The organism is Streptomyces sp. NPDC058665, from assembly GCF_042714995.1.
Classification (GTDB): domain Bacteria; phylum Actinomycetota; class Actinomycetes; order Streptomycetales; family Streptomycetaceae; genus Streptomyces.
In genome coordinates, this window is record NZ_JBHXRX010000019.1 from 76,395 (window position 1) to 94,346 (window position 17,952).

Genomic DNA, 17,952 nt, shown 5'->3' on the forward strand with positions numbered 1-17,952 from the left:
GCAGCGTCACGGCCCCTCGCCCTTCCGGGCGGGGGGCCTTCGGTGTACAGGGGTTTCACCCGCCCCGGAGCGGCAACACGGTCGTCATGGCTACACGTCAACGCAGTGGAAGCAGCGCGGCAGCCACGGTCCTCATCGTGATCGCGGATGTCATGGCCTTCATCCTGGGCCTGTGGATTCTGATGTACCTGCTGGAGGCCAACCGCGCCAACGACCTGGTGAACTTCGTCCAGGACGCGGCGCGCTGGCTCGCCGGCTGGTCCTACGACCTGTTCACCTTCGACGAGGCATGGGCGCGGGTGGTGTCCGGTTACGGTCTCGCGGCCGTGGTGTACCTGCTCATCGGCCACGGGCTGGCCGGCCGGCTGCGCCGCATCTGACGCAGGGTCCGCAGTGACACAGCGTCAGAAGGCGGACTCAGCCCACCCGTTCGCAGCAGTCCGGCTCCAGCCCGGACGGCAGCCTCTCACCGCTGAAGACCGCCGTGGTCGCCTCGTCTCCTCCGAGCGCGGCCACGGCCAGCAGCAGTGATGCCGCCGTCCAGCTGGTCAACTCCTCGGGCCAGAAGGCCTTCTTGCCCTCGAAGACATACCCCGTCCAGTACATTCCGTCGTCCGCACGCAGATGCCTGATGGACTGGAGTACGTCGAGCGCGCGGTCGGACTCGCCCACCACCCAGAGCGCCATGGCGAGTTCACAGCTCTCGCCACCGGTGACCCACGGGTTGGGCAGCACACAGCGCACCCCGAGTCCGGGGACGACGAACTGGTCCCAGCCTTCCTCGATACGGGCCTTCGCCTGTGTCCCGGTCATCGCGCCACCGAGGACCGGGTAGTACCAGTCCATCGAGTAGCGGCTCTTGTCCAGGAACCGTTCGGGGTGCTCGCGGATCGCGTGCGCGAGCGATCCGGCGGCCAACTCCCAGTCGGGCTGCGCCTCTTCACGCTCCTCGGCGATGGCGAGCGCGCACCGCAGCGCCTGGTGCACGGACGAACTGCCGGTGAGCAGCGCGTCGTGGACGGCGGTGCCGTCGGCCTCGCGCTTCCAGCCGATCTGCCCGCCGGGCCGCTGGAGTTCCAGGACGAACTCGACGGCGGAGTGCACCACGGGCCACATCCGGTCGAGGAACGTTTCGTCGCCGGTGGCCAGATAGTGGTGCCAGACCCCGACGGCGGGATAGGCGCAGAAGTTGGTTTCGCGGCTCGAATCGGTCGGCCGGGCCCAGTCGCCGTCGTGGTAGGCGGCGTACCAGGACCCGTCCTCGTTCTGATGCCGGGCCAGCCACTCGTACGCGCGCGCCGCCGCCTCGTGTTCACCGGACGCGTCGAGCGCCATGGCGGCCTCGGTGTGGTCCCACGGGTCGAGATGGTGGCCGCGAAACCATGGGATGGCGCCGTCGGGGCGCTGGACGGCGAGGATGCCCGCGACGGTCTCGGCGGCCTGATCCGCCGTCAGGACACCGGGCAGGACGAGATGTTCGGTGCGGTCGGGGCCACGACCTGGCAAGGTCACTTGCCCGCCGCCGTCGGCAGGTGCGGCTTGGTGGCGTAGGCGACGAAGCTCTTGCCGACGACCGGATTGAGCAGTTGCTCGGCGAAGCGCGTCGCGAACGGCTTCTTCATGATGTCCCAGACGAGCAGTTTGTGATACGCGCGCACGGGCAGCACCTGGTCGTTGTCCACGCCGAAGGCGCACTTGAGCCACCAGTAGGGCGAGTGCAGGGCGTGCGCGTGATGGGTGCCGTACGGCCGGAGTCCGGCCTCCCGCATCCTGCCGAGGAGTTCGTCGGCCTTGTAGATCCGGATATGGCCGCCCTCGACCTCGTGGTACGCGTCGGAGAGCGTCCAGCAGACCTTCTCGGGGCCGTAACGCGGCACGGTCACGGCGATCCGGCCGCCTGGCCGCAGAACGCGGACCATCTCCGCGAGCACACCCTTGTCGTCGGGGATGTGCTCCATGACCTCGGAGATGATCACGACGTCGAAGGACTCGTCGGGGAAGGGGAGGTTGAGCGCGTCCCCCTCCATCGCGGTGGCGGTGGCGCCGGGCGGCGCCTCCCCGGCCTCCTTCATCGCGGCGAACCAGGTGGCGACCTCGCGGATCTCCGCACCGTTCCGGTCGAGGGCCACGACCTGGGCGCCGCGCCGGTAGCACTCGAAGGCGTGCCGGCCCGCGCCGCACCCCAGATCGAGCACCCGGTCGCCGGCGGCGAGCGGGAAACGGGAGAAGTCCACGGTCAGCACGAGTTCCTGCTTTCGCGGGTCGGGGATGGGGGGTGGAGGGAGTCGCGGGATCAGCGGGCCGCCCCCGCGCGGGCGGCGACGGCCGCGCGGTACAGCTCGGCGGTGCCCTCGGCGGCGCGCGCCCAGGTGAACCGGCGCAGCACCCGCTCGCGCCCCGCGGCGCCAAGGCGCTCGCGCAACTCCCGGTCGTTCAGCAGCCTGTTGAGCGCGCCTGCGAGCGCGTCAGCGTCGCCGGGCGGCACGGCCAGACAGGTCTCGCCGTCGGCACCCGAGACCTCGGGGATCGCGCCGCCGGTGGTGGCGACCAGCGGGGTGCCGGTGGCCATGGCCTCCGCGGCGGGCAGGGAGAAACCCTCGTACAGGGACGGTACGCAGGCGATCTGCGCGCCGCGTACGAGGTCGACCAGTTCGGTGTCGGAGATGCCCTTGACGAACTGGACGGCGTCGCCGAGCCCGTGTGTCTCGATGGCCCGGTGGACGGGCCCGTCCTCGGCGCGCTTGCCGACGACCACGAGATGCGCCCGGGGATTCCCCGTACGGAGCTTGGCCAGCGCCTCGACAAGATGGACGAGGCCCTTGAGCGGTACGTCGGCACTGGAGGTGGTGACGATCCGGCCCGGGATCTCGGGAACGGCGGGGTCCGGCGAGAACAGCCGTGTGTCGGCGCCTATGTGCACGACCTTGATGCGGTCGTGCCGTACCCCGAGATGGTCGGTGATCTCCTGCTTCGAGCTCCCGGAGACCGTGACGACCGACGGCAGCCGGCGCGCGACGCGCTTCTGCATGCGGGTGAAGGCGTACCAGCGGCGTACGGAGGCGCGGGCGAGCCGTCCGGCGGCGGCGTCGATCTCCAACTGCCGGTCGACGGTGATGGGGTGGTGGATGGTGGTGACCAGGGGTGCGCCGAGGTCGCCGAGGAGCCCGTAGCCGAGTGTCTGGTTGTCGTGCACGACGTCGAACTCGCCCCGGCGGGCGGCCAGATGGCGGCGGGCCCGCAGCGAGAAGGTCAGTGGCTCGGGAAAACCGCCGGTCCACATGGTGGCGACTTCGATGGCGTCGATCCAGTCGCGGTACTCGCCGCGTCCCGGCGTCCGGAACGGGTCGGGCTGCCGGTAGAGGTCGAGACTGCCGAGTTCGGTGAGCGGGACGCCCTCGTCGAGTACGGGGTAGGGCTGGGCGCCGATGACCTCGACATGGTGGCCGAGACGGGCCAGCTCGCGTGAGAGATGTCGTACGTAGACGCCCTGGCCGCCGCAGAAGGGGTTGCCCTTGTAGGTGAGGAGCGCTATGCGCAGCGGCCGGTCGCCGTCCGCCGCGCCGGAGGTGCCCGCGGGCCCCGCGGGGGCACCCGCCTCTACGGCCTCAGCGGTCACTCTCGGCCCTCACTTCTCACTTCACTTTCGCCGGAGCGTAACCGCTCGCGTCAATCCGGAACAAGTTCCCGTCGGGTGGACGGAAGGGCATCGCGAGCCTCGAATCTACCGGCAGGCGGCGCCGTGAAGAGGGGCGTCCAGGGGTGATTCGCACCACGACCGGGGCGGGTGGGGCGGTCGGGGCGAGCTGGGGGTGATCCGGTCGCTGACGGTCCGTCAGATGGCGTCCGTGGAGCGGTCGTCGGGCGGGTTCGTCCGGCCCGTACGGCGATTTGGGGACGAAAACGGCGACGGGGCGGTGGCGGGAGAGTCCCCGGCGGGGCGGGAGAGGCGGCGACGGCGTCCGGGCCGTCCGGAAAGGTGGCCGGTAGAGTGAGCGGGTCGTCATCATGCCCGTACGGGGGGAAGCCGGTGCGAATCCGGCGCTGACCCGCAACCGTGAGCCGCCCTCACCGGCGGCGAGTCGGAACACCCCGGACGCGGTCGTGACCGGCTCGTGCCACCGGAAACCCCCGGTGGCCGGCACCGTCGAGGCATACGGAGCCGGAGCCTGGTGCCGCTGTGCGCCTGCCCGGTTCTCGCGTACCCCGCGTACCCGTGTATCCGCGTTCCCGCAGGAGAGGCCCCACCCGCCATGAACACCGTTCGCCGCCGCGCGGCGCGCAGCGCGGCAGCGTTCGCCGCAGCCGCCGTCCTGTGCGTGGCCGCCGTCCCCTCCATGGCCTTCGGCGCCCCGGCCGACGACGCCTCTGCCGCCGGCGGGCGGGCGCCCGCCGCGCCGCCGGTGAAGCTCCCCACCGGGATGTACGGCACGGGAGACCCGACGTACGACGGCGTCTGGCGGCAGTCGCTCGCCATGCTGGCGCAGCGGGCCGTGAACGTCATGCCCGCCGACTCCGCCGTCAACTGGCTGCTCGGCCAGCAGTGCGACAGCGGCGCGTTCCCGGCGTACCGCCCCGATCCCACGAAGCCGTGCGACGCGAAGACGGTCGTCGACACCAACTCGACCGCCGCCGCCGTGCAGATGCTGGCCGCGCTCACCACGCACCCCGACGCGATGAACAACGGCATCAGCTGGCTGGCCTCCGCGCAGAACAAGGACGGCGGCTGGGGCTACAGCGCGGGTGCCCCCAGCGACGCCAACTCCACGGCGCTGGTGATAGGAGCGCTGGCCGCGGGTGGCGCCCCGGTGGGCAAGAGGTTGTCGACGGAGGGCAGGTCCCCGTACCAGGCGCTGATGAGCTTCGCGATTCCCTGCGACGCGAAGGAGGGCGCGGGCGCGTTCGCGTACCAGCCGGACAAGTCCGGCGCGCTTCTCCCCAACGCCGATGCCACCGCCGCCGCTCTGCTCGGCGGGGTCGGGAAGCGGATGGTCACGACGGGCGTCGAGCCCGGGGCCGCGCCCGTCTGCCAGGACCTGCACCCGCGCACGCCGGAGCGTGCGGCGCGCAACGGCGCGGCGTATCTGGCGAAGGCGCTCGCCAGGACGGGGCACCTGGACCAGCCGCCGATGCCCGGCGCCGCGGACTCGGCGCCGCTGCCGGACCACGGCAACACGGCGGACGCCGTCGTCGCGCTGACGACCGCCGGGTACGGCAAGCAGGCGGCGGGCGCGATGAAGTGGCTGGAGAAGAACTCGGCGGCGTGGGCGAAGGAGAACGGCCCTGCCGCGTATGCCCAGTTGATCTTCGCCGCGCATACGACGAGCACCGACCCGCGCGAGTTCGGCGGCACCGACCTGGTCAAGGCCCTCAACGCGACGGGGCCCGCGCCCAAGTGGATCGGGCCCAAGCCGTTGACGACGGCCGAGCAGCAGAAGGTCCTGGCGGACCAGAAGGAAGAGAGAAGCAGCATGTCCGGGAACCTGTGGACGATCGCCGTCGGGCTGGTCGCCGCGCTGGCGATCTGGGCGGTGTTCGTCGTACGGGCGAGGCGGCGCCGGTCATGAGAGGTGCCGCCTCGCCCGTGATACGGGGCCTGTTGCTCGTCGCCGTGGTGCTGGCGGTGCCGGGTACGGGGACGGCGCACGCGGCGGGTTACCGCTACTGGTCCTTCTGGGAGAACGACGGCGCGACATGGACGTACGCCACGCAGGGCCCGGCGACGGCCCGCCCTGCGGACGGCACGGTGAACGGTTTCCGCTTCGCGGTCAGCGCGGACAGCCAGGACGCGGCGAAGCCCCGCGAGGCCCCGGACTTCGCGACGGTGTGCGGGTCCGCGCCCGCGAAGCCCGGCGGCAAGCGCGTCGCGGTGGTGGTCGACCCGGGCACGGTGGCGGACGCCCCGAACGGCGAGAGGCCGCCGGCGCCACTGGCCGAGTGCGCACGGGTGGACGAGAACGCGACGAGCGCGGACGCGCTGGCGGCGGTGGCGAAGCCACTGCGCTACAACAGCGCGGCGCTGCTGTGCGGAATCACCGGCTACCCCAAGTCGGGCTGCGGCGACCAGATTTCGGCGGATGAAGCCCCAACCCCAACGGCTTCCCCCAAGGAGACCACCGACGACCCCACCCCGACGCTCGGCATCCTGACCGGAGCGGCGGCAGTCCTCGCCCTAGCGGCAGCCGCCACCTGGCAGGCCCACCGTCGCCGCGCCTGACGTCCCGCCCGCCGGGGGCGGGGCGCCGTGCGGCGCGGGTCGGGGCGGGGACGCCGGCGACCGCACAGGCGGTGCGTCGGCCGACGCGGCGCGGGACGAAGACGGCGGTGCGAGCCGCGCGCCCACCCGCGCAGCGCGCGACGAACACGGCGGCGGGAGTCGGCAAAACAACCACCCAGGGCGGGACACCGGCGACCGCACGGGCGCGGACACCGGCCACACCGGCCCCGACAGGGGCGACCACGAGAGCGGCGCTCCCAACCGCGCAGGGCGCGACAAATACGGCGGCGGGAGCCAACACAACAACCGCCCGGGGTGGGACGCCGGTGAACACACGGGCGGCGGGCCGGCCAACGCAGGGCGGGACGCCCTCGACCGCACGGGCGCGGACATCGACCGCACCGGTCGCGACAGGGGCGACCGCGCAGGCGCCCGGCCGGGCAGGCGGGGGGCGGCGTTCCGTGGGGCCTCGGTCCTTCGCGCGCCGCAGGTCAGTCGTAGCAACGCCCTGCATGCCGGAGCGTGGTGGGTGTGGGCGTTGGGGCTGGGGGTGGGGGCTTCGCGGACCAGTAATCCGTTGTTGCTCGGGCTGCTCGTCGGGGTCGCCGGGTACGTCGTCGCCGCGCGGCGGACCGACGCGCCGTGGGCGCGGTCGTACGGGGCCTTCGTCAAGCTCGGGCTCGCCGTCATCCTCGTCCGGCTCGCCTTCTCCGCCTTCCTCGGCTCGCCCGTCCCCGGCTCGCACCTCATCGTCACCCTGCCCGAACTGCCCCTGCCCGGCTGGGCGAAGGGCATCCGGATCGGGGGCCGCGTGACGGCCGAGCAGCTGGTGTTCGCGCTGTACGACGGTGCCAAGCTCGCCACGCTCCTGATCTGCGTCGGCGCGGCGAACGCGCTCGCGAACCCGGCCAGACTGCTCAAGTCCCTCCCCGGCGCCCTGTACGAGGCGGGTGTCGCCGTCGTCGTCGCCATGACCTTCGCGCCGAACATGGTCGGCGACGTCCTGCGGCTGCGCACCGCCCGCAGACTGCGCGGCCGGTCGACCGGCGGCCTGAAGGCCGTCCTCCAGATCGGACTGCCCGTCCTGGAGGGCGCGTTGGAGCGGTCCGTCGCCGTCGCCGCGTCGATGGACGCGCGGGGGTACGGCCGAACGGCCGCCGTACCTCCCGCCGTTCGCCACACCACCACCGTCCTGACCCTCGGGGGTCTGCTCGGCGTCTGCGCCGGCACGTACGGGCTCCTCGCCGCCGAAGGCGCCACCTACGGCCTCCCCCTCCTCGGCATCGGCGTCGTCGCCGCCGTCGCCGGTCTGCGGCTCGGCGGGCGCCGTTCGGTCCGTACGCGCTACCGCCCCGACCTGTGGGGCGTCCGGGCCTGGCTGGTCGCGGGGTCCGGCGCGGCCGTCGCCCTGCTGATGATCCGGGCGGGCGCGTACGACCCGGCGGGCCTGCACCCCGGCGTCGTACCGCTCGTGGCACCCGGTCTGCCGCTCTGGCCCGCCGCGGGCATCCTGCTCGGCCTGCTGCCCGCCTTCGTCGCGCCCCGGCCGGCCCTCACGGACAAGGAGAAGACCCGGTGATCCGGTTCGAGCAGGTGTCGGTGACCTACGCCGACGCCCCGGCCCCCGCCCTCCAGGGGGTCGATCTCACCTTCCCCGAGGGCGAGTTGGTGCTGCTCGTCGGCCCCTCCGGGGTCGGCAAGTCCACCCTCCTCGGCGCGGTGTCCGGGCTCGTCCCGCACTTCACCGGCGGCACACTGCGCGGCCGGGTCACCGTGGACGGCCGCGACACCCGCACCCACAAGCCCCGCGAACTCGCCGATCTCGTCGGCACGGTGGGCCAGGACCCCCTCGCCCACTTCGTCACCGACACGGTCGAGGACGAACTGGCCTACGGAATGGAGTCGTTGGGCCTGCCCTCCGACGTGATGCGGCGCCGCGTCGAGGAGGTCCTGGACCTGCTCGGCCTGGCCGAGCTGCGCGACCGCCCGCTCGCCACCCTCTCCGGCGGCCAGCGGCAGCGTGTCGCGATCGGTTCGGTGCTCACTCCCCACCCCAAGGTGCTGGTCCTGGACGAGCCGACGTCCGCGCTCGACCCGGCGGCGGCCGAGGAGGTGCTGGCCGTGCTGCAACGGCTCGTGCACGACCTGGGCACGACGGTGCTGATGGCCGAGCACCGGCTGGAGCGGGTCGTGCACTACGCGGACCAGGTCGTCCTCCTCCCCGGGCCTGGCGAGCGGCCCGTCGTCGGTGAGCCGGAACGGATCATGGCCGTCTCCCCCGTCTTCCCACCCGTGGTGGCGCTCGGCAGGCTCGCCGGCTGGGACCCGCTGCCGCTGTCCGTACGCGACGCCCGCCGCCGCGCGAGCGACCTGCGCGCCCAACTCGCGACAACGGTGCCCCCGTTGGCCGACGCCCCGGCGTCCCCACCCGCCGTACCGACCCCCCGGCCCGCCACTGCCCGTACCGCGCTCACCCGCCTGCTCCACCGCCGCCCGCAACCCACGTCGGCCACCGACGTCACGGCCGTCACCCACCTGTCCGTCCTTCGCGGACGGATCGAGGCACTGCGCGGTATCGACCTCGCCGTCACACCCGGCGAGACCATCGCGCTCATGGGCCGTAACGGCGCGGGTAAATCCACCCTGCTCGCCGCCCTCGTCGGCATGGTCGAGCCCTCGTCGGGCTCCGTCACCGTCGGCGGGCGCACCCCGCACCGTACGCATCCGCGCGAGCTGATCCGCCAGGTCGGGCTCGTCCCCCAGGAGCCGCGCGACCTGCTGTACGCGGACACGGTCGCCGCCGAGTGCGTGGCGGCGGACGACGACGCGGGCGCCGCGCCCGGCAGTTGCCGCGCGCTGGTGGACGAGCTTCTCCCGCACGTACCAGACGCGACGCACCCGCGGGACCTGTCGGAGGGGCAGCGGCTGGCCCTGGCGCTGGCGATCGTGCTGACGGGCCGGCCGCCCCTGCTGCTCCTGGACGAGCCGACGCGCGGTCTGGACTACGCGGCGAAGGCCCGTCTCGTGGACGTGCTGCGCGCGCTCGCCGCCGATGGACACGCGATCGTGCTGGCCACCCACGACGTGGAGCTCGCCGCCGAACTCGCGCGCCGGGTCGTGATCCTGGCCGACGGCGAGATCGTCGCGGACGGGCCGACGCCCCAAGTGGTCGTCTCCTCACCGGCGTTCGCACCGCAGGTCGCGAAGATCATGGCCCCGCAGGAGTGGCTGACGGTCACTCAGGTCCGGCACGCGTTGGCGACGGGTGGGGCGGAGGAACCGGCATGAGCGGCACACCGCCCGACACCCGGCCCACCCCCCAGGCCCGTGCCGTCCGCCTCGGTCCCCGTTCCGTGGCCGCCCTCACCCTCGTCAGCGCGATCGGTGTGATCGCCTTCGGCTGGCCGCTGCTCGCCGACTCCGCCTCCGGGCTCGCCCACTCCCAGGACGCGCCCTGGCTCTTCGCCATACTGCTCCCGCTCCTGGTCGCCGTCGTCGTCGCCACGATCGCCGACTCCGGTCTCGACGCCAAGGCGGTCGCGATGCTCGGCGTGCTCGCCGCCGTCGGCGCCGCGCTGCGTCCGCTGGGCGCGGGGACGGCCGGTCTGGAGCCGATGTTCTTCCTGATGGTGCTGAGCGGCCGGGTGCTGGGGCCCGGCTTCGGCTTCGTACTCGGCTCGGTCACGATGTTCGCGTCCGCGCTGCTGACCGGCGGCGTCGGGCCGTGGATGCCGTTCCAGATGCTGTCGATGGGCTGGTTCACGATGGGCGCGGGGCTGCTGCCTGGCCCGGACCGGCTGCGCGGGCGCGGGGAGTCGCTGATGCTCGCCGGGTACGGGGCCCTCGCCGCCTTCGCGTACGGCACGATCATGAACCTCCAGGGCTGGACGTACATCGGCGGGCTCTCGTCCGGGATCTCGTTCCGGCCGGGCGACCCGGTCCACGAGAATCTGGTGCGCTTCCTCGCGTACTGCGCGGCGACGTCCTTCGGCTGGGACCTGGGACGGGCGGTGCTCACCGTCGTACTGACACTGACGATCGGCGCCACGGTCCTCAAGGCGCTGCGCCGGGCGACACGGCGGGCCGCGTTCGACGCGGACGTCACCTTCGACCCCCACGTCACGTTCGACGCGGACGTCACGTTCCAGGAGCCAACTCCAGTTCCCCCACCGTCTCGTCCCCGCTCGTCTCCCCCGTCAGCCTGAACCCGAGCCCCAGATAGAAGCGTTCGGGCCCGTCATCGCCGGGGTGCCAGGTGGCGGTCAGACGGGTACCGCCACGGCGGCGGATCTCGGCCGCGACGGCGTGGACCGCGAAGCGGCCGTAACCACGCCCCTGTTCACCGGCCGCGATGTTGAGGCGCCACAGCCCCGAGCGAATGTCCTCGCCCTTGCCGTCGTCCGCGAAGTCGGCGTCGAAGAAGGCCATCAGAAAGCCCACGGCCCGGTCCCCGTCGAGGATGAGACGTGGCCAGGCCGTGTCGGGGTGGACGTATGCCTCGGCGAGGGACTTCACCACCGGGGCGACGAGACGCTCCTGGTCGGGGCGGACCCGCACACCGATCGCTGCGTCGAAGTTACCGGGCGTGATCTTCTCCAGCCGGAGCGTCGTCGTCATACGAAAACGATAGAACTCCGGATCAAGTGAATTACCGCGCGGCCGACTTCGGGTTCCCGTCCCGCGCATCCGGTGCGGTCATGGCGCCCGAGCCCTTCGTGTCCGCCGGCTTCCGCCCCACCTCGACCCCGGGCGTCAGCTCCAGCATCGACTCGGCCCTGCGCAGCCGGCGCGGCCCCGACAGAACGTACGTCAGCCCGAAGCCGGTGCCCACGACCAGCGCCCCGCCCGCCGCGTCCAGCACCCAGTGGTTGGCCGTGGCGACGATCGCGGAGACCGTGATCAGCGGGTGCACCAGGCCCAGGAGTTTCATCCACATCCTGGGCGCGAGCATCACGATCACGACCCCGCACCACAGCGACCAGCCGAAGTGCAGCGACGGCATCGCGGCGTACTGATTGGTGACGCTCGTCAGCGCGCCGTAGTCCGGATTCGCGAAGTCCTGCGGGCCGTGCACCGTGTCGATGAAGTCAAGCCCCGGCATGAGCCGTGGCGGCGCCAGCGGGTAGAACCAGAAGCCCAGCAGCGCGAGGAGCGTGGCGAAGGCGAGCGAGGCGCGCGCCCAGCGGTAGTCGGCGGGCCGGCGCACGTACAGGACGGCGAGGATGCTGAGCGGTACGAGGAAGTGGAAGGACGTGTAGTAGAAGTTGAGGAAGTCCTCCGCCCAACTCACCTTCACCACCGCGTGATTGGCCCACCGTTCGATGTCGATGCCGAGCGCCCGCTCGATGGAGAGGATCTGGTCCGCGTGCGACTCGGCGGCCTGGCGCCCGCCGTCGGCGGCGGCGCGGATCTGCTGGTAGCCGGAGTAGCCGACGCGGATGGCGAGCAGTTCGAGCAGCAGGTTGGGCCGGCTGACGAGCCGGCGCCAGAACGGCGCGAGCGGGATTCGGCTCCACCGCGCCGCGACGGGTCTCGCGTACACGGTCTGGATCGGCCGGTCGAAGTACGGCGACGTACGGCTGAGGAAGGGCACGAAGCAGGCGGCGGCCACCGCCGCGATCAGCAGCACGTTGTCCCGTACGGGGTGCAGGACCGTCATGTTGGGCAGCATCATCTTGCCCGGCAGCGTCATCACTATCACCACGACCGCCGCCCACACGGGCCGGTCGCTCGCCCGCCGGCCGACCCGGCCGACGAGGGCGAGCAGCAGCCAGAGCAGTTGGTGCTGCCAGGCGGTGGGCGAGACGGCGATGACCACGCAGCCGGTGATCGCGACGGCCAGCAGCAGTTGCCCGTCCAGGGCGTAACGCGCCGCGCGGCGCAGCCCGAAGAAGCAGACGGCCGCGGCGAGCACCACGAACAGCGCGATCTCCAGGGGCCCTTCGAGACCGAGCCGCAGCAACGCACCGTGCAGGGACTGGTTGGCGATGCTGTCCGCGCTCTCCCCGAGGCCCGCGCCCGCGAGATGGCGCGTGACATACGTCCAGGTGTCGCTCGGCAGCGCGGCCCACGCCAGTGCCGTACAGACCGCGAACGTGCCGACGGTGGTGAGCGCCTGGCGTCTGCGGCCGGTCAGCCAGAGCAGCGGGGCGAACAGCAGCACGGCGGGCTGGAGCGCGGCGCCGAGCCCGATGAGGATGCCGGGGCCGGGTTCGCCCCGTTCGCCGCGTACGACGAAGAAGGCCACCAGCACCAGAAGGACCGGGATTATGCTTGTCTGGCCGAGATGGAAGCTGTTGCGGACGGGCAGGGACAGCATGAGCAGGCTGATCGCGACGGGCGCGGCGAGCAGTCGCGTACGACGCGACACCGTGCCGGGCAGAGCGCGCGCCGCGACCAGACCGAGGGCCACGACGAGCAGCAGAGTGCCGAGCGTCCAGGCGACACCGAGGGCCTGTTCGGCGGCTCGGCCGAGTGGCTTGAGCACCAGTCCGGCGAAGGGGGTGCCGGTGAACTTCCCGCTCTCGTACAGCGAGCCCGACACATGCAGTACGCCGTTCTCCCCGGTCCAGGTCTCCAGATCGAGCAGCCGCTCGCCGGGGGGCAGTCGTAGGACGGCCACCGTCTGCCGCACCGCGAGACCGGCCGCGAGAGCCCACAGGACCGCTCGCGCGGTCCCGAATCCACTGCCTGCCGCCGTACTGCCTCGCACACCCTGCTCCGCATTCGCCACGCCGCGCCGACCCTCCGTTTCCAACCCTCGACCCTGGGTCATGAGCCTCGCATTCCCCCACTGTGGAGACTCAGGCAACCCCCTCTTCGCCTGAGTGTCATCCCTGTTTTGTCCAAATGCCGATGAAAGCACTGATGACGCCGCTGTCGGCCCACCGCAATGCCGGAACACCCCGGGGAGAGCGCCGGAGCTGGGCCATCGGGACGGCGCGGCAGGAACCGGACCCGCGGCCGGGCCGTCTGAGGCGTTGGGCGCCGCCACGGGTGGACGGCGCGATGAAGCGGGGGTACGGGGGATGCGACGGGTGCGGGAGATACGGGGTCTACGGGCCGCACGAGGGACGCTGACGGCCCGGCGGGCGTTGCTCGTGGTGTGCGCGCTGCTGCTGACGCAGCTCGGGTCGCTGATCGCACCGGCGTACGCGTGCGGCTGTGGCGCGATGGTGCCGGCCCGGCAGTCCTCGATGGGCGTCGACAGGGAGACGTCGGTGGTCCGTTGGGACGGCGCCACGGAACAGATCGTGATGCGTTTCACGGTCAACGGCGACGCGCCGGAGGCCGCGTGGATCATGCCGGTGCCGAGCCGCGCGGATGTGGAGCTGGGCGATCCGGACCTCTTCGGCGAACTGGACGATCTCACGGCGCCGGTGGAACGTACGCGGTACTACTTCTGGCCCCGCGACGGCGACTGGCCGTTCTCCTCGGGTGGCGAGGGGGCCTCGGCCGGCGCGCCGCCCCCGGTCGACGGTGCGCCCGAGGTGGGTGTCGTGGGCCGCGAGAGGCTCGGCGACTTCGACGTGGCCCGCCTGACGGCGACGGACCCGGACGCGCTGCGGGACTGGCTCGACGCGAACGGCTTCGATCTGCCGGCCGACCTCGCGTCGGGGCTCCAGCCGTACGTGGACCAGGAGTGGGAGTACGTCGCGGTGCGGCTGGCCCCGGAGGAGAAGGGCGCGGCCCTGGGCGGGACGCTCGACCCGCTGCGGCTGAGCTTCGAGAGCGACCGGCTGATCTACCCGATGCGCCTCTCCCGGCTGGCGGACGAGCCGCAGTCGCTGGGCCTGTACGTGCTGGCGGATCACCGGATGGAACCACGCGACGCGATCGGCGGGGACGCGCCGGAGGTGCGCTTCGCGGGCCGGGTCTCGTCGGCGGACGCACCGGCGCTGGGGGAACTGACGGACGGGAAGGCGGAGGAGAAGCCGCTGTTCCTGACGGCGATCGACCAGTACTTCTCCCAGCCCGAACGCATAGACGCGGACCACGAGTTGCGCGCGACGGCGTCGGACACGACGTACCAGCAGGTGTACTACGAGGACGAACTGCGCATGTTCGCGGGAGTCCCGGCGTGGCTGGCGGCGGTGGGCGCGGCGTTCGTGGTGCTGGTACTGCTGGTGGTGGGCGCGGCCGTGCTCCGGGTACGCCGCCGGGTGGTGTGAACGGGGCGGGGTGCCGTCCGGCGGTTGGCGGGCTGTTGGGTTGCGGTCCGTTGTCGGGGGCGGGGGGCGGGGCCTCCGGAGGGGTATGTCCGGACGGCGTGATTTACGGCGCGTGCCAGGCTCGTTGGACCCGACGGGACGTTCTTGTTCACGCGACACAAATCAGCCTGAGTGTCCGAACACCCCCCTCCTGCGACCCCGCCCCCCTCACACCGTCACCACTCCCGTGCCACCCCGACTTCCGGCCCCCGAGGGGCACTTGCCTGCCAGCCGGTGAACAGCGGGACCTCGGCCGTGGCGTCCAGGACCACCACGCCGAACGGGCGGTCGAAGGCGATCGGCACCACGCGCGGCGGGCGGGCCATGCCCGCCGCTCGCATCATGATCGCCGTTACCGCCGCCGCCTCGACGCCCAGTTCGGCGACCTTCACCACCGCCTCCTGCACCACCTTCTCGATCTTGAGGGGTTCCGGCGAGAGCCCGGAGAAGTCGGCGAGGTCGGTCGTCGCGTACGTCACTCCGAGCGCGGGCAGTTGGGGGGTGATCTCCAGCGTCGTACGGAGTTCGAGCCGTGGCAGGAAGAGGTTGATCCGCTCGGTGTCGATCCGGGCGCGGCGCGACTCGGGCGCCCACGCGGCGGGCAGGACGTCCGCCGCCCTCGTCCCCTCCGCGCCGAGTACGAACCGCACCCGCAGCGCGGACTCGCCGCCCTCGCAGCGCAGTTCGACCACGTGCGTGCCGTCCACGGTCCACCCTGAGCCCGCTCCGAGCTGCTGCCGCATGGTCGGTACGGCGTGGACCGTCCCGGCGGCGTCCGTGAAGGGCAGGTCCGCGGTGTCCCTCGCCTCGAAAGGCAGCTGCCAACGCGCCTTCAGCGCGAGGACGTTGACGAGCGCGAGCAGCGTCTTCTCACTGACTTCCCCCGGCAGCTTCTCGATCAGCCCGCCGGTCGCCTCCCGTACCCAGGCGTCGATCTCGGCGGGGTCCATGTGCCCGAAGCCGATGTCGGGCAGCGCCTCGCGGTACGCGCGGTAGACCGGGACGCGGCTCCAGACCCGGGTGGCGACACCGAGTTGCCCGGTCCTGGCGAGTGTGCGGGCGGTGTCGGTCACGGCCCCCGCCGTGCCGGATCCCGTACCACCGAGCCCCAGCAGCGTCTCCAGCTCACCTGCCGTCTGCCCCCGCGCCCCGGCGGTCACCGCGCCGAGTGCCAGCCACAGCCCGGTAGGCGAACAGACGAAGTCGCCGTCCACGCCGCCGTGTTCGCCCTCGCCCCGTACGCGAAGCCACCGCTCGGCGAGTGCCTGCATCGGCCCGGCAAATGTCGTCAGTCCTGTCGGCTGTCCCATGCGCCGAGCGTACGACGCGGAACCCCCCGCCGGGCGCGGGGCGCCACTCCAGGGACAGGGAACAAGGGCGGCTGCTCAGACCGAGTGATCCCCGCGCCGCTCCGGGCTCTTGGGCCGCTCCGACCTCGATCCGCACAACTCGTCGCTCAACTCCCGTACCAGCTGCACCAGATCGGTCGGCCGGTCCGGCCCCCACCAGTCGCCCAGCATCCTGGCCAGCGACTCCTCCCGGGACTTCGCCAGCACCTCCGCCACCTCCGCGCCGTGCTCGGTGAGCACAAGTCCCGGGCCGTCGCGGCGGGCCAGCCCGCGCTCCTCGATCTGCCGGGACGCGTCGTTGATGACCGTCAGCGGTACGGGCGTGGCCTCGGCGAGACGCGCGGGCTCGACCACCCCGTGCCGCCTGATCCGCAGCACCATCCAACTGGCCGCCGGGAGCAGGTCGTAACCCGCCCGCTCGGTGATCTCCTCGTAGATCCGCCGTCGCCCGTCGCGGCTGCCGAGCACCGACAGCGCGCGGGCGACCTCCTCGTGCGAGGAGCGCTCGACCGGGTTGGGGGCCAGGGTCTGGGTGGCCTCGGGAGCGGTCACCGAGCCGCGCAGCTTGTCCTCCTTCAGGAACCAGGACACGGCGAAGGCCAGGAGGACGACGGGCACGGCGAAGAGGAAGACATCGGTGATGGACGTCGAGTACGAGTCGAGCACCCCGGAGCGGATCGCGGGCGGCAGCGTGCCCACGGAGCGCGGGTCGGCGGCGAGTTCCCCCGGGCTCACGCCGGGCGGGAGCCGCTGTCCGGCGAGGGCGTCGGTGAGCTTGTTGTTCAGCAGGTTGGTGAAGATCGTGCCGAAGATGGCGACACCGAACGACGCGCCGATGGAGCGGAAGAAGGTCGCGCCGGAGGTGGCGACGCCCAGGTCCTCGTATCCGACGGAGTTCTGCACGACCAGCACGAGCACCTGCATGACGAGGCCGAGACCCGCGCCGAAGACGAAGAAGTACGCGCTCATCTCCCAGGTGCCGCTGTTCACTTCGAGCTGGTGGAGCAGGAGCAGTCCGACCGCGGTGACGCCGGTGCCGGCGATCGGGAAGACCCGCCAGCGGCCCGTACGGCTGACGATCTGCCCGGACACGGTGGACGTGATCAGCAGCCCGAACACCATCGGCAGCATGTGCACACCGGACAGGGTGGGGGACACGCCCTGCACGACCTGGAGGAACGTCGGCAGATACGTCATGGCGCCGAACATGGCGAAGCCGACGACGAAGCTGATGACGGAGACGAGCGAGAAGGTCCTGATGGTGAACAGACGCAGGGGCAGTACGGGTTCTGCGGCCCGCCGCTCGACCCGGATGAAGAAGACCAGCAGGATCACGGCGAGGACGGCGAGGCCGATGATCTGGCCCGAGCCCCAGGCCCAGGTGGTGCCGCCGAGCGAGGCGACGAGGACCAGGCAGGTGGCGACGGAGGCGATGAGGAAGGTGCCGAGGTAGTCGATGGTGTGCTTGGTGGAGCGCACCGGGATGTGCAGGACGGTGGCGATGACGGCCAGCGCGACGATGCCGATCGGCAGGTTGATGTAGAAGACCCAGCGCCAGCTCAGGTGCTGGGTGAACACCCCGCCGAGCAGCGGCCCGAGAACACTCGTGGCGCCGAACACGGCGCCGAACAGGCCCTGGTACTTGCCTCGCTCACGCGGCGAGACGATGTCGCCGACGATCGCCATGGACAGCACGATGAGCCCACCGCCGCCGAGTCCCTGGAGGGCGCGGAAGATGATGAGCTGGAGCAGGTCCTGGGAGGCGCCGCAGAGGGCGGAGCCGATGAGGAAGATGACGATCGCCGTCTGGAAGAGCCGTTTGCGGCCGTACTGGTCACCGAGCTTGCCCCACAGGGGGGTGGCGGCGGTCGAGGCGAGCAGATACGCGGTGACGACCCAGGAGAGATGGTCGAGGCCGCCGAGGTCGCTGGCGATGGTGGGCAGCGCGGTGGAGACGATGGTCTGGTCGAGCGCGGCGAGCAGCAGGCCGAGCAGCAGGGCGCCGATGGACACGAAAATGGTCCGCCGGCTCTGGCCCTCTCCCGGTTGGGGAGTCGTGGGCGGCGTGCTCGCTTCCTGAGCCATCGGCATCTCCTCGGGTCTGAGCCTGCGCCCATACTGATCGTTCTGCTCGTTTATAGCCTGTTATGTCCTTACGGAGGCGGTGGGCGGGCGGGTC

The 17,952-nt window shown here is 72.0% G+C and carries 14 protein-coding genes and 1 riboswitch; of the genes, 7 read left to right on the forward strand and 7 right to left on the reverse strand.

What is annotated here, in order from left to right; genetic code table 11:
* The first annotated feature begins 86 nt into the window (after positions 1-86).
* Positions 87-380, forward strand: a complete 294-nt coding sequence (locus ACFWV8_RS14880) for a hypothetical protein (RefSeq protein ID WP_384201092.1) — start codon at positions 87-89, stop codon at positions 378-380.
* Positions 381-417: 37 nt separating this feature from the next.
* Here the strand turns inward: ACFWV8_RS14880 and ACFWV8_RS14885 are convergent, their stop codons facing one another.
* Genes ACFWV8_RS14885 through ACFWV8_RS14895 form a run of 3 tightly spaced genes read right to left on the reverse strand, consistent with a single transcriptional unit; the run spans position 418 to position 3,616 of the window.
* On the reverse strand, positions 418-1,506 hold the full coding sequence (locus ACFWV8_RS14885; protein WP_384201200.1) for a prenyltransferase/squalene oxidase repeat-containing protein: 1,089 nt from the start codon (positions 1,504-1,506) through the stop codon (positions 418-420).
* Between the two features lie 2 nt (positions 1,507-1,508).
* The gene (locus ACFWV8_RS14890; RefSeq protein WP_384201094.1) at positions 1,509-2,243 is read right to left on the reverse strand and encodes a methyltransferase domain-containing protein; all 735 of its coding nucleotides are present in this window, start codon (positions 2,241-2,243) and stop codon (positions 1,509-1,511) included.
* 50 nt (positions 2,244-2,293) lie between these two features.
* Positions 2,294-3,616, reverse strand: a complete 1,323-nt coding sequence (locus tag ACFWV8_RS14895) for a glycosyltransferase family 4 protein (RefSeq protein ID WP_384201096.1) — start codon at positions 3,614-3,616, stop codon at positions 2,294-2,296.
* Positions 3,617-4,017: 401 nt separating this feature from the next.
* Positions 4,018-4,090, forward strand: a riboswitch (cobalamin riboswitch).
* 160 nt (positions 4,091-4,250) lie between these two features.
* On the opposite strand from ACFWV8_RS14895, the gene ACFWV8_RS14900 reads away from it, so the two are divergent.
* From ACFWV8_RS14900 to ACFWV8_RS14920, 5 genes are all read left to right on the forward strand, one after another.
* Complete coding sequence (locus ACFWV8_RS14900) at positions 4,251-5,564, forward strand: prenyltransferase/squalene oxidase repeat-containing protein (protein WP_384201098.1); 1,314 nt, start codon at positions 4,251-4,253, stop codon at positions 5,562-5,564.
* A complete protein-coding gene (locus ACFWV8_RS14905) occupies positions 5,561-6,214 on the forward strand; it encodes an SCO2322 family protein (protein ID WP_384201100.1) in 654 nt (217 codons plus the stop codon). Before ACFWV8_RS14900 ends, ACFWV8_RS14905 begins: the two co-directional genes overlap by 4 nt.
* A 508-nt stretch (positions 6,215-6,722) precedes the next feature.
* Positions 6,723-7,793, forward strand: coding sequence for an energy-coupling factor transporter transmembrane protein EcfT (locus ACFWV8_RS14910; protein ID WP_384201203.1), 1,071 nt, complete (start codon positions 6,723-6,725; stop codon positions 7,791-7,793).
* Positions 7,790-9,502: an ABC transporter ATP-binding protein gene (locus tag ACFWV8_RS14915; RefSeq protein WP_384201102.1), complete on the forward strand. Its 1,713-nt coding sequence runs from the start codon at positions 7,790-7,792 to the stop codon at positions 9,500-9,502. The genes ACFWV8_RS14910 and ACFWV8_RS14915 overlap by 4 nt, the downstream gene beginning before the upstream one ends.
* On the forward strand, positions 9,499-10,419 hold the full coding sequence (locus ACFWV8_RS14920) for an ECF transporter S component (protein WP_384201104.1): 921 nt from the start codon (positions 9,499-9,501) through the stop codon (positions 10,417-10,419). The genes ACFWV8_RS14915 and ACFWV8_RS14920 overlap by 4 nt, the downstream gene beginning before the upstream one ends.
* Here the strand turns inward: ACFWV8_RS14920 and ACFWV8_RS14925 are convergent.
* Both ACFWV8_RS14925 and ACFWV8_RS14930 read right to left on the reverse strand, forming a co-directional pair.
* Complete coding sequence (locus ACFWV8_RS14925; RefSeq protein WP_384201106.1) at positions 10,352-10,831, reverse strand: GNAT family N-acetyltransferase; 480 nt, start codon at positions 10,829-10,831, stop codon at positions 10,352-10,354. The two genes, ACFWV8_RS14920 and ACFWV8_RS14925, sit on opposite strands and share 68 nt — an antisense overlap.
* Before the next feature lie 31 nt (positions 10,832-10,862).
* Entirely contained in the window at positions 10,863-12,926 is a 2,064-nt protein-coding gene (locus ACFWV8_RS14930; protein ID WP_384201108.1) for a bifunctional glycosyltransferase 87/phosphatase PAP2 family protein, read from the reverse strand.
* A 334-nt stretch (positions 12,927-13,260) separates the two neighbouring features.
* Between ACFWV8_RS14930 and ACFWV8_RS14935 the strand changes: the two genes are divergently transcribed.
* Positions 13,261-14,385: a DUF2330 domain-containing protein gene (locus ACFWV8_RS14935; RefSeq protein WP_384201206.1), complete on the forward strand. Its 1,125-nt coding sequence runs from the start codon at positions 13,261-13,263 to the stop codon at positions 14,383-14,385.
* A gap of 215 nt (positions 14,386-14,600) precedes the next feature.
* Here the strand turns inward: ACFWV8_RS14935 and ACFWV8_RS14940 are convergent, their stop codons facing one another.
* Complete coding sequence (locus ACFWV8_RS14940; RefSeq protein WP_384201110.1) at positions 14,601-15,734, reverse strand: serpin family protein; 1,134 nt, start codon at positions 15,732-15,734, stop codon at positions 14,601-14,603.
* A gap of 75 nt (positions 15,735-15,809) precedes the next feature.
* On the reverse strand, positions 15,810-17,858 hold the full coding sequence (locus ACFWV8_RS14945; protein WP_384201112.1) for a DHA2 family efflux MFS transporter permease subunit: 2,049 nt from the start codon (positions 17,856-17,858) through the stop codon (positions 15,810-15,812).
* Between the last annotated feature and the right edge of the window lie 94 nt (positions 17,859-17,952).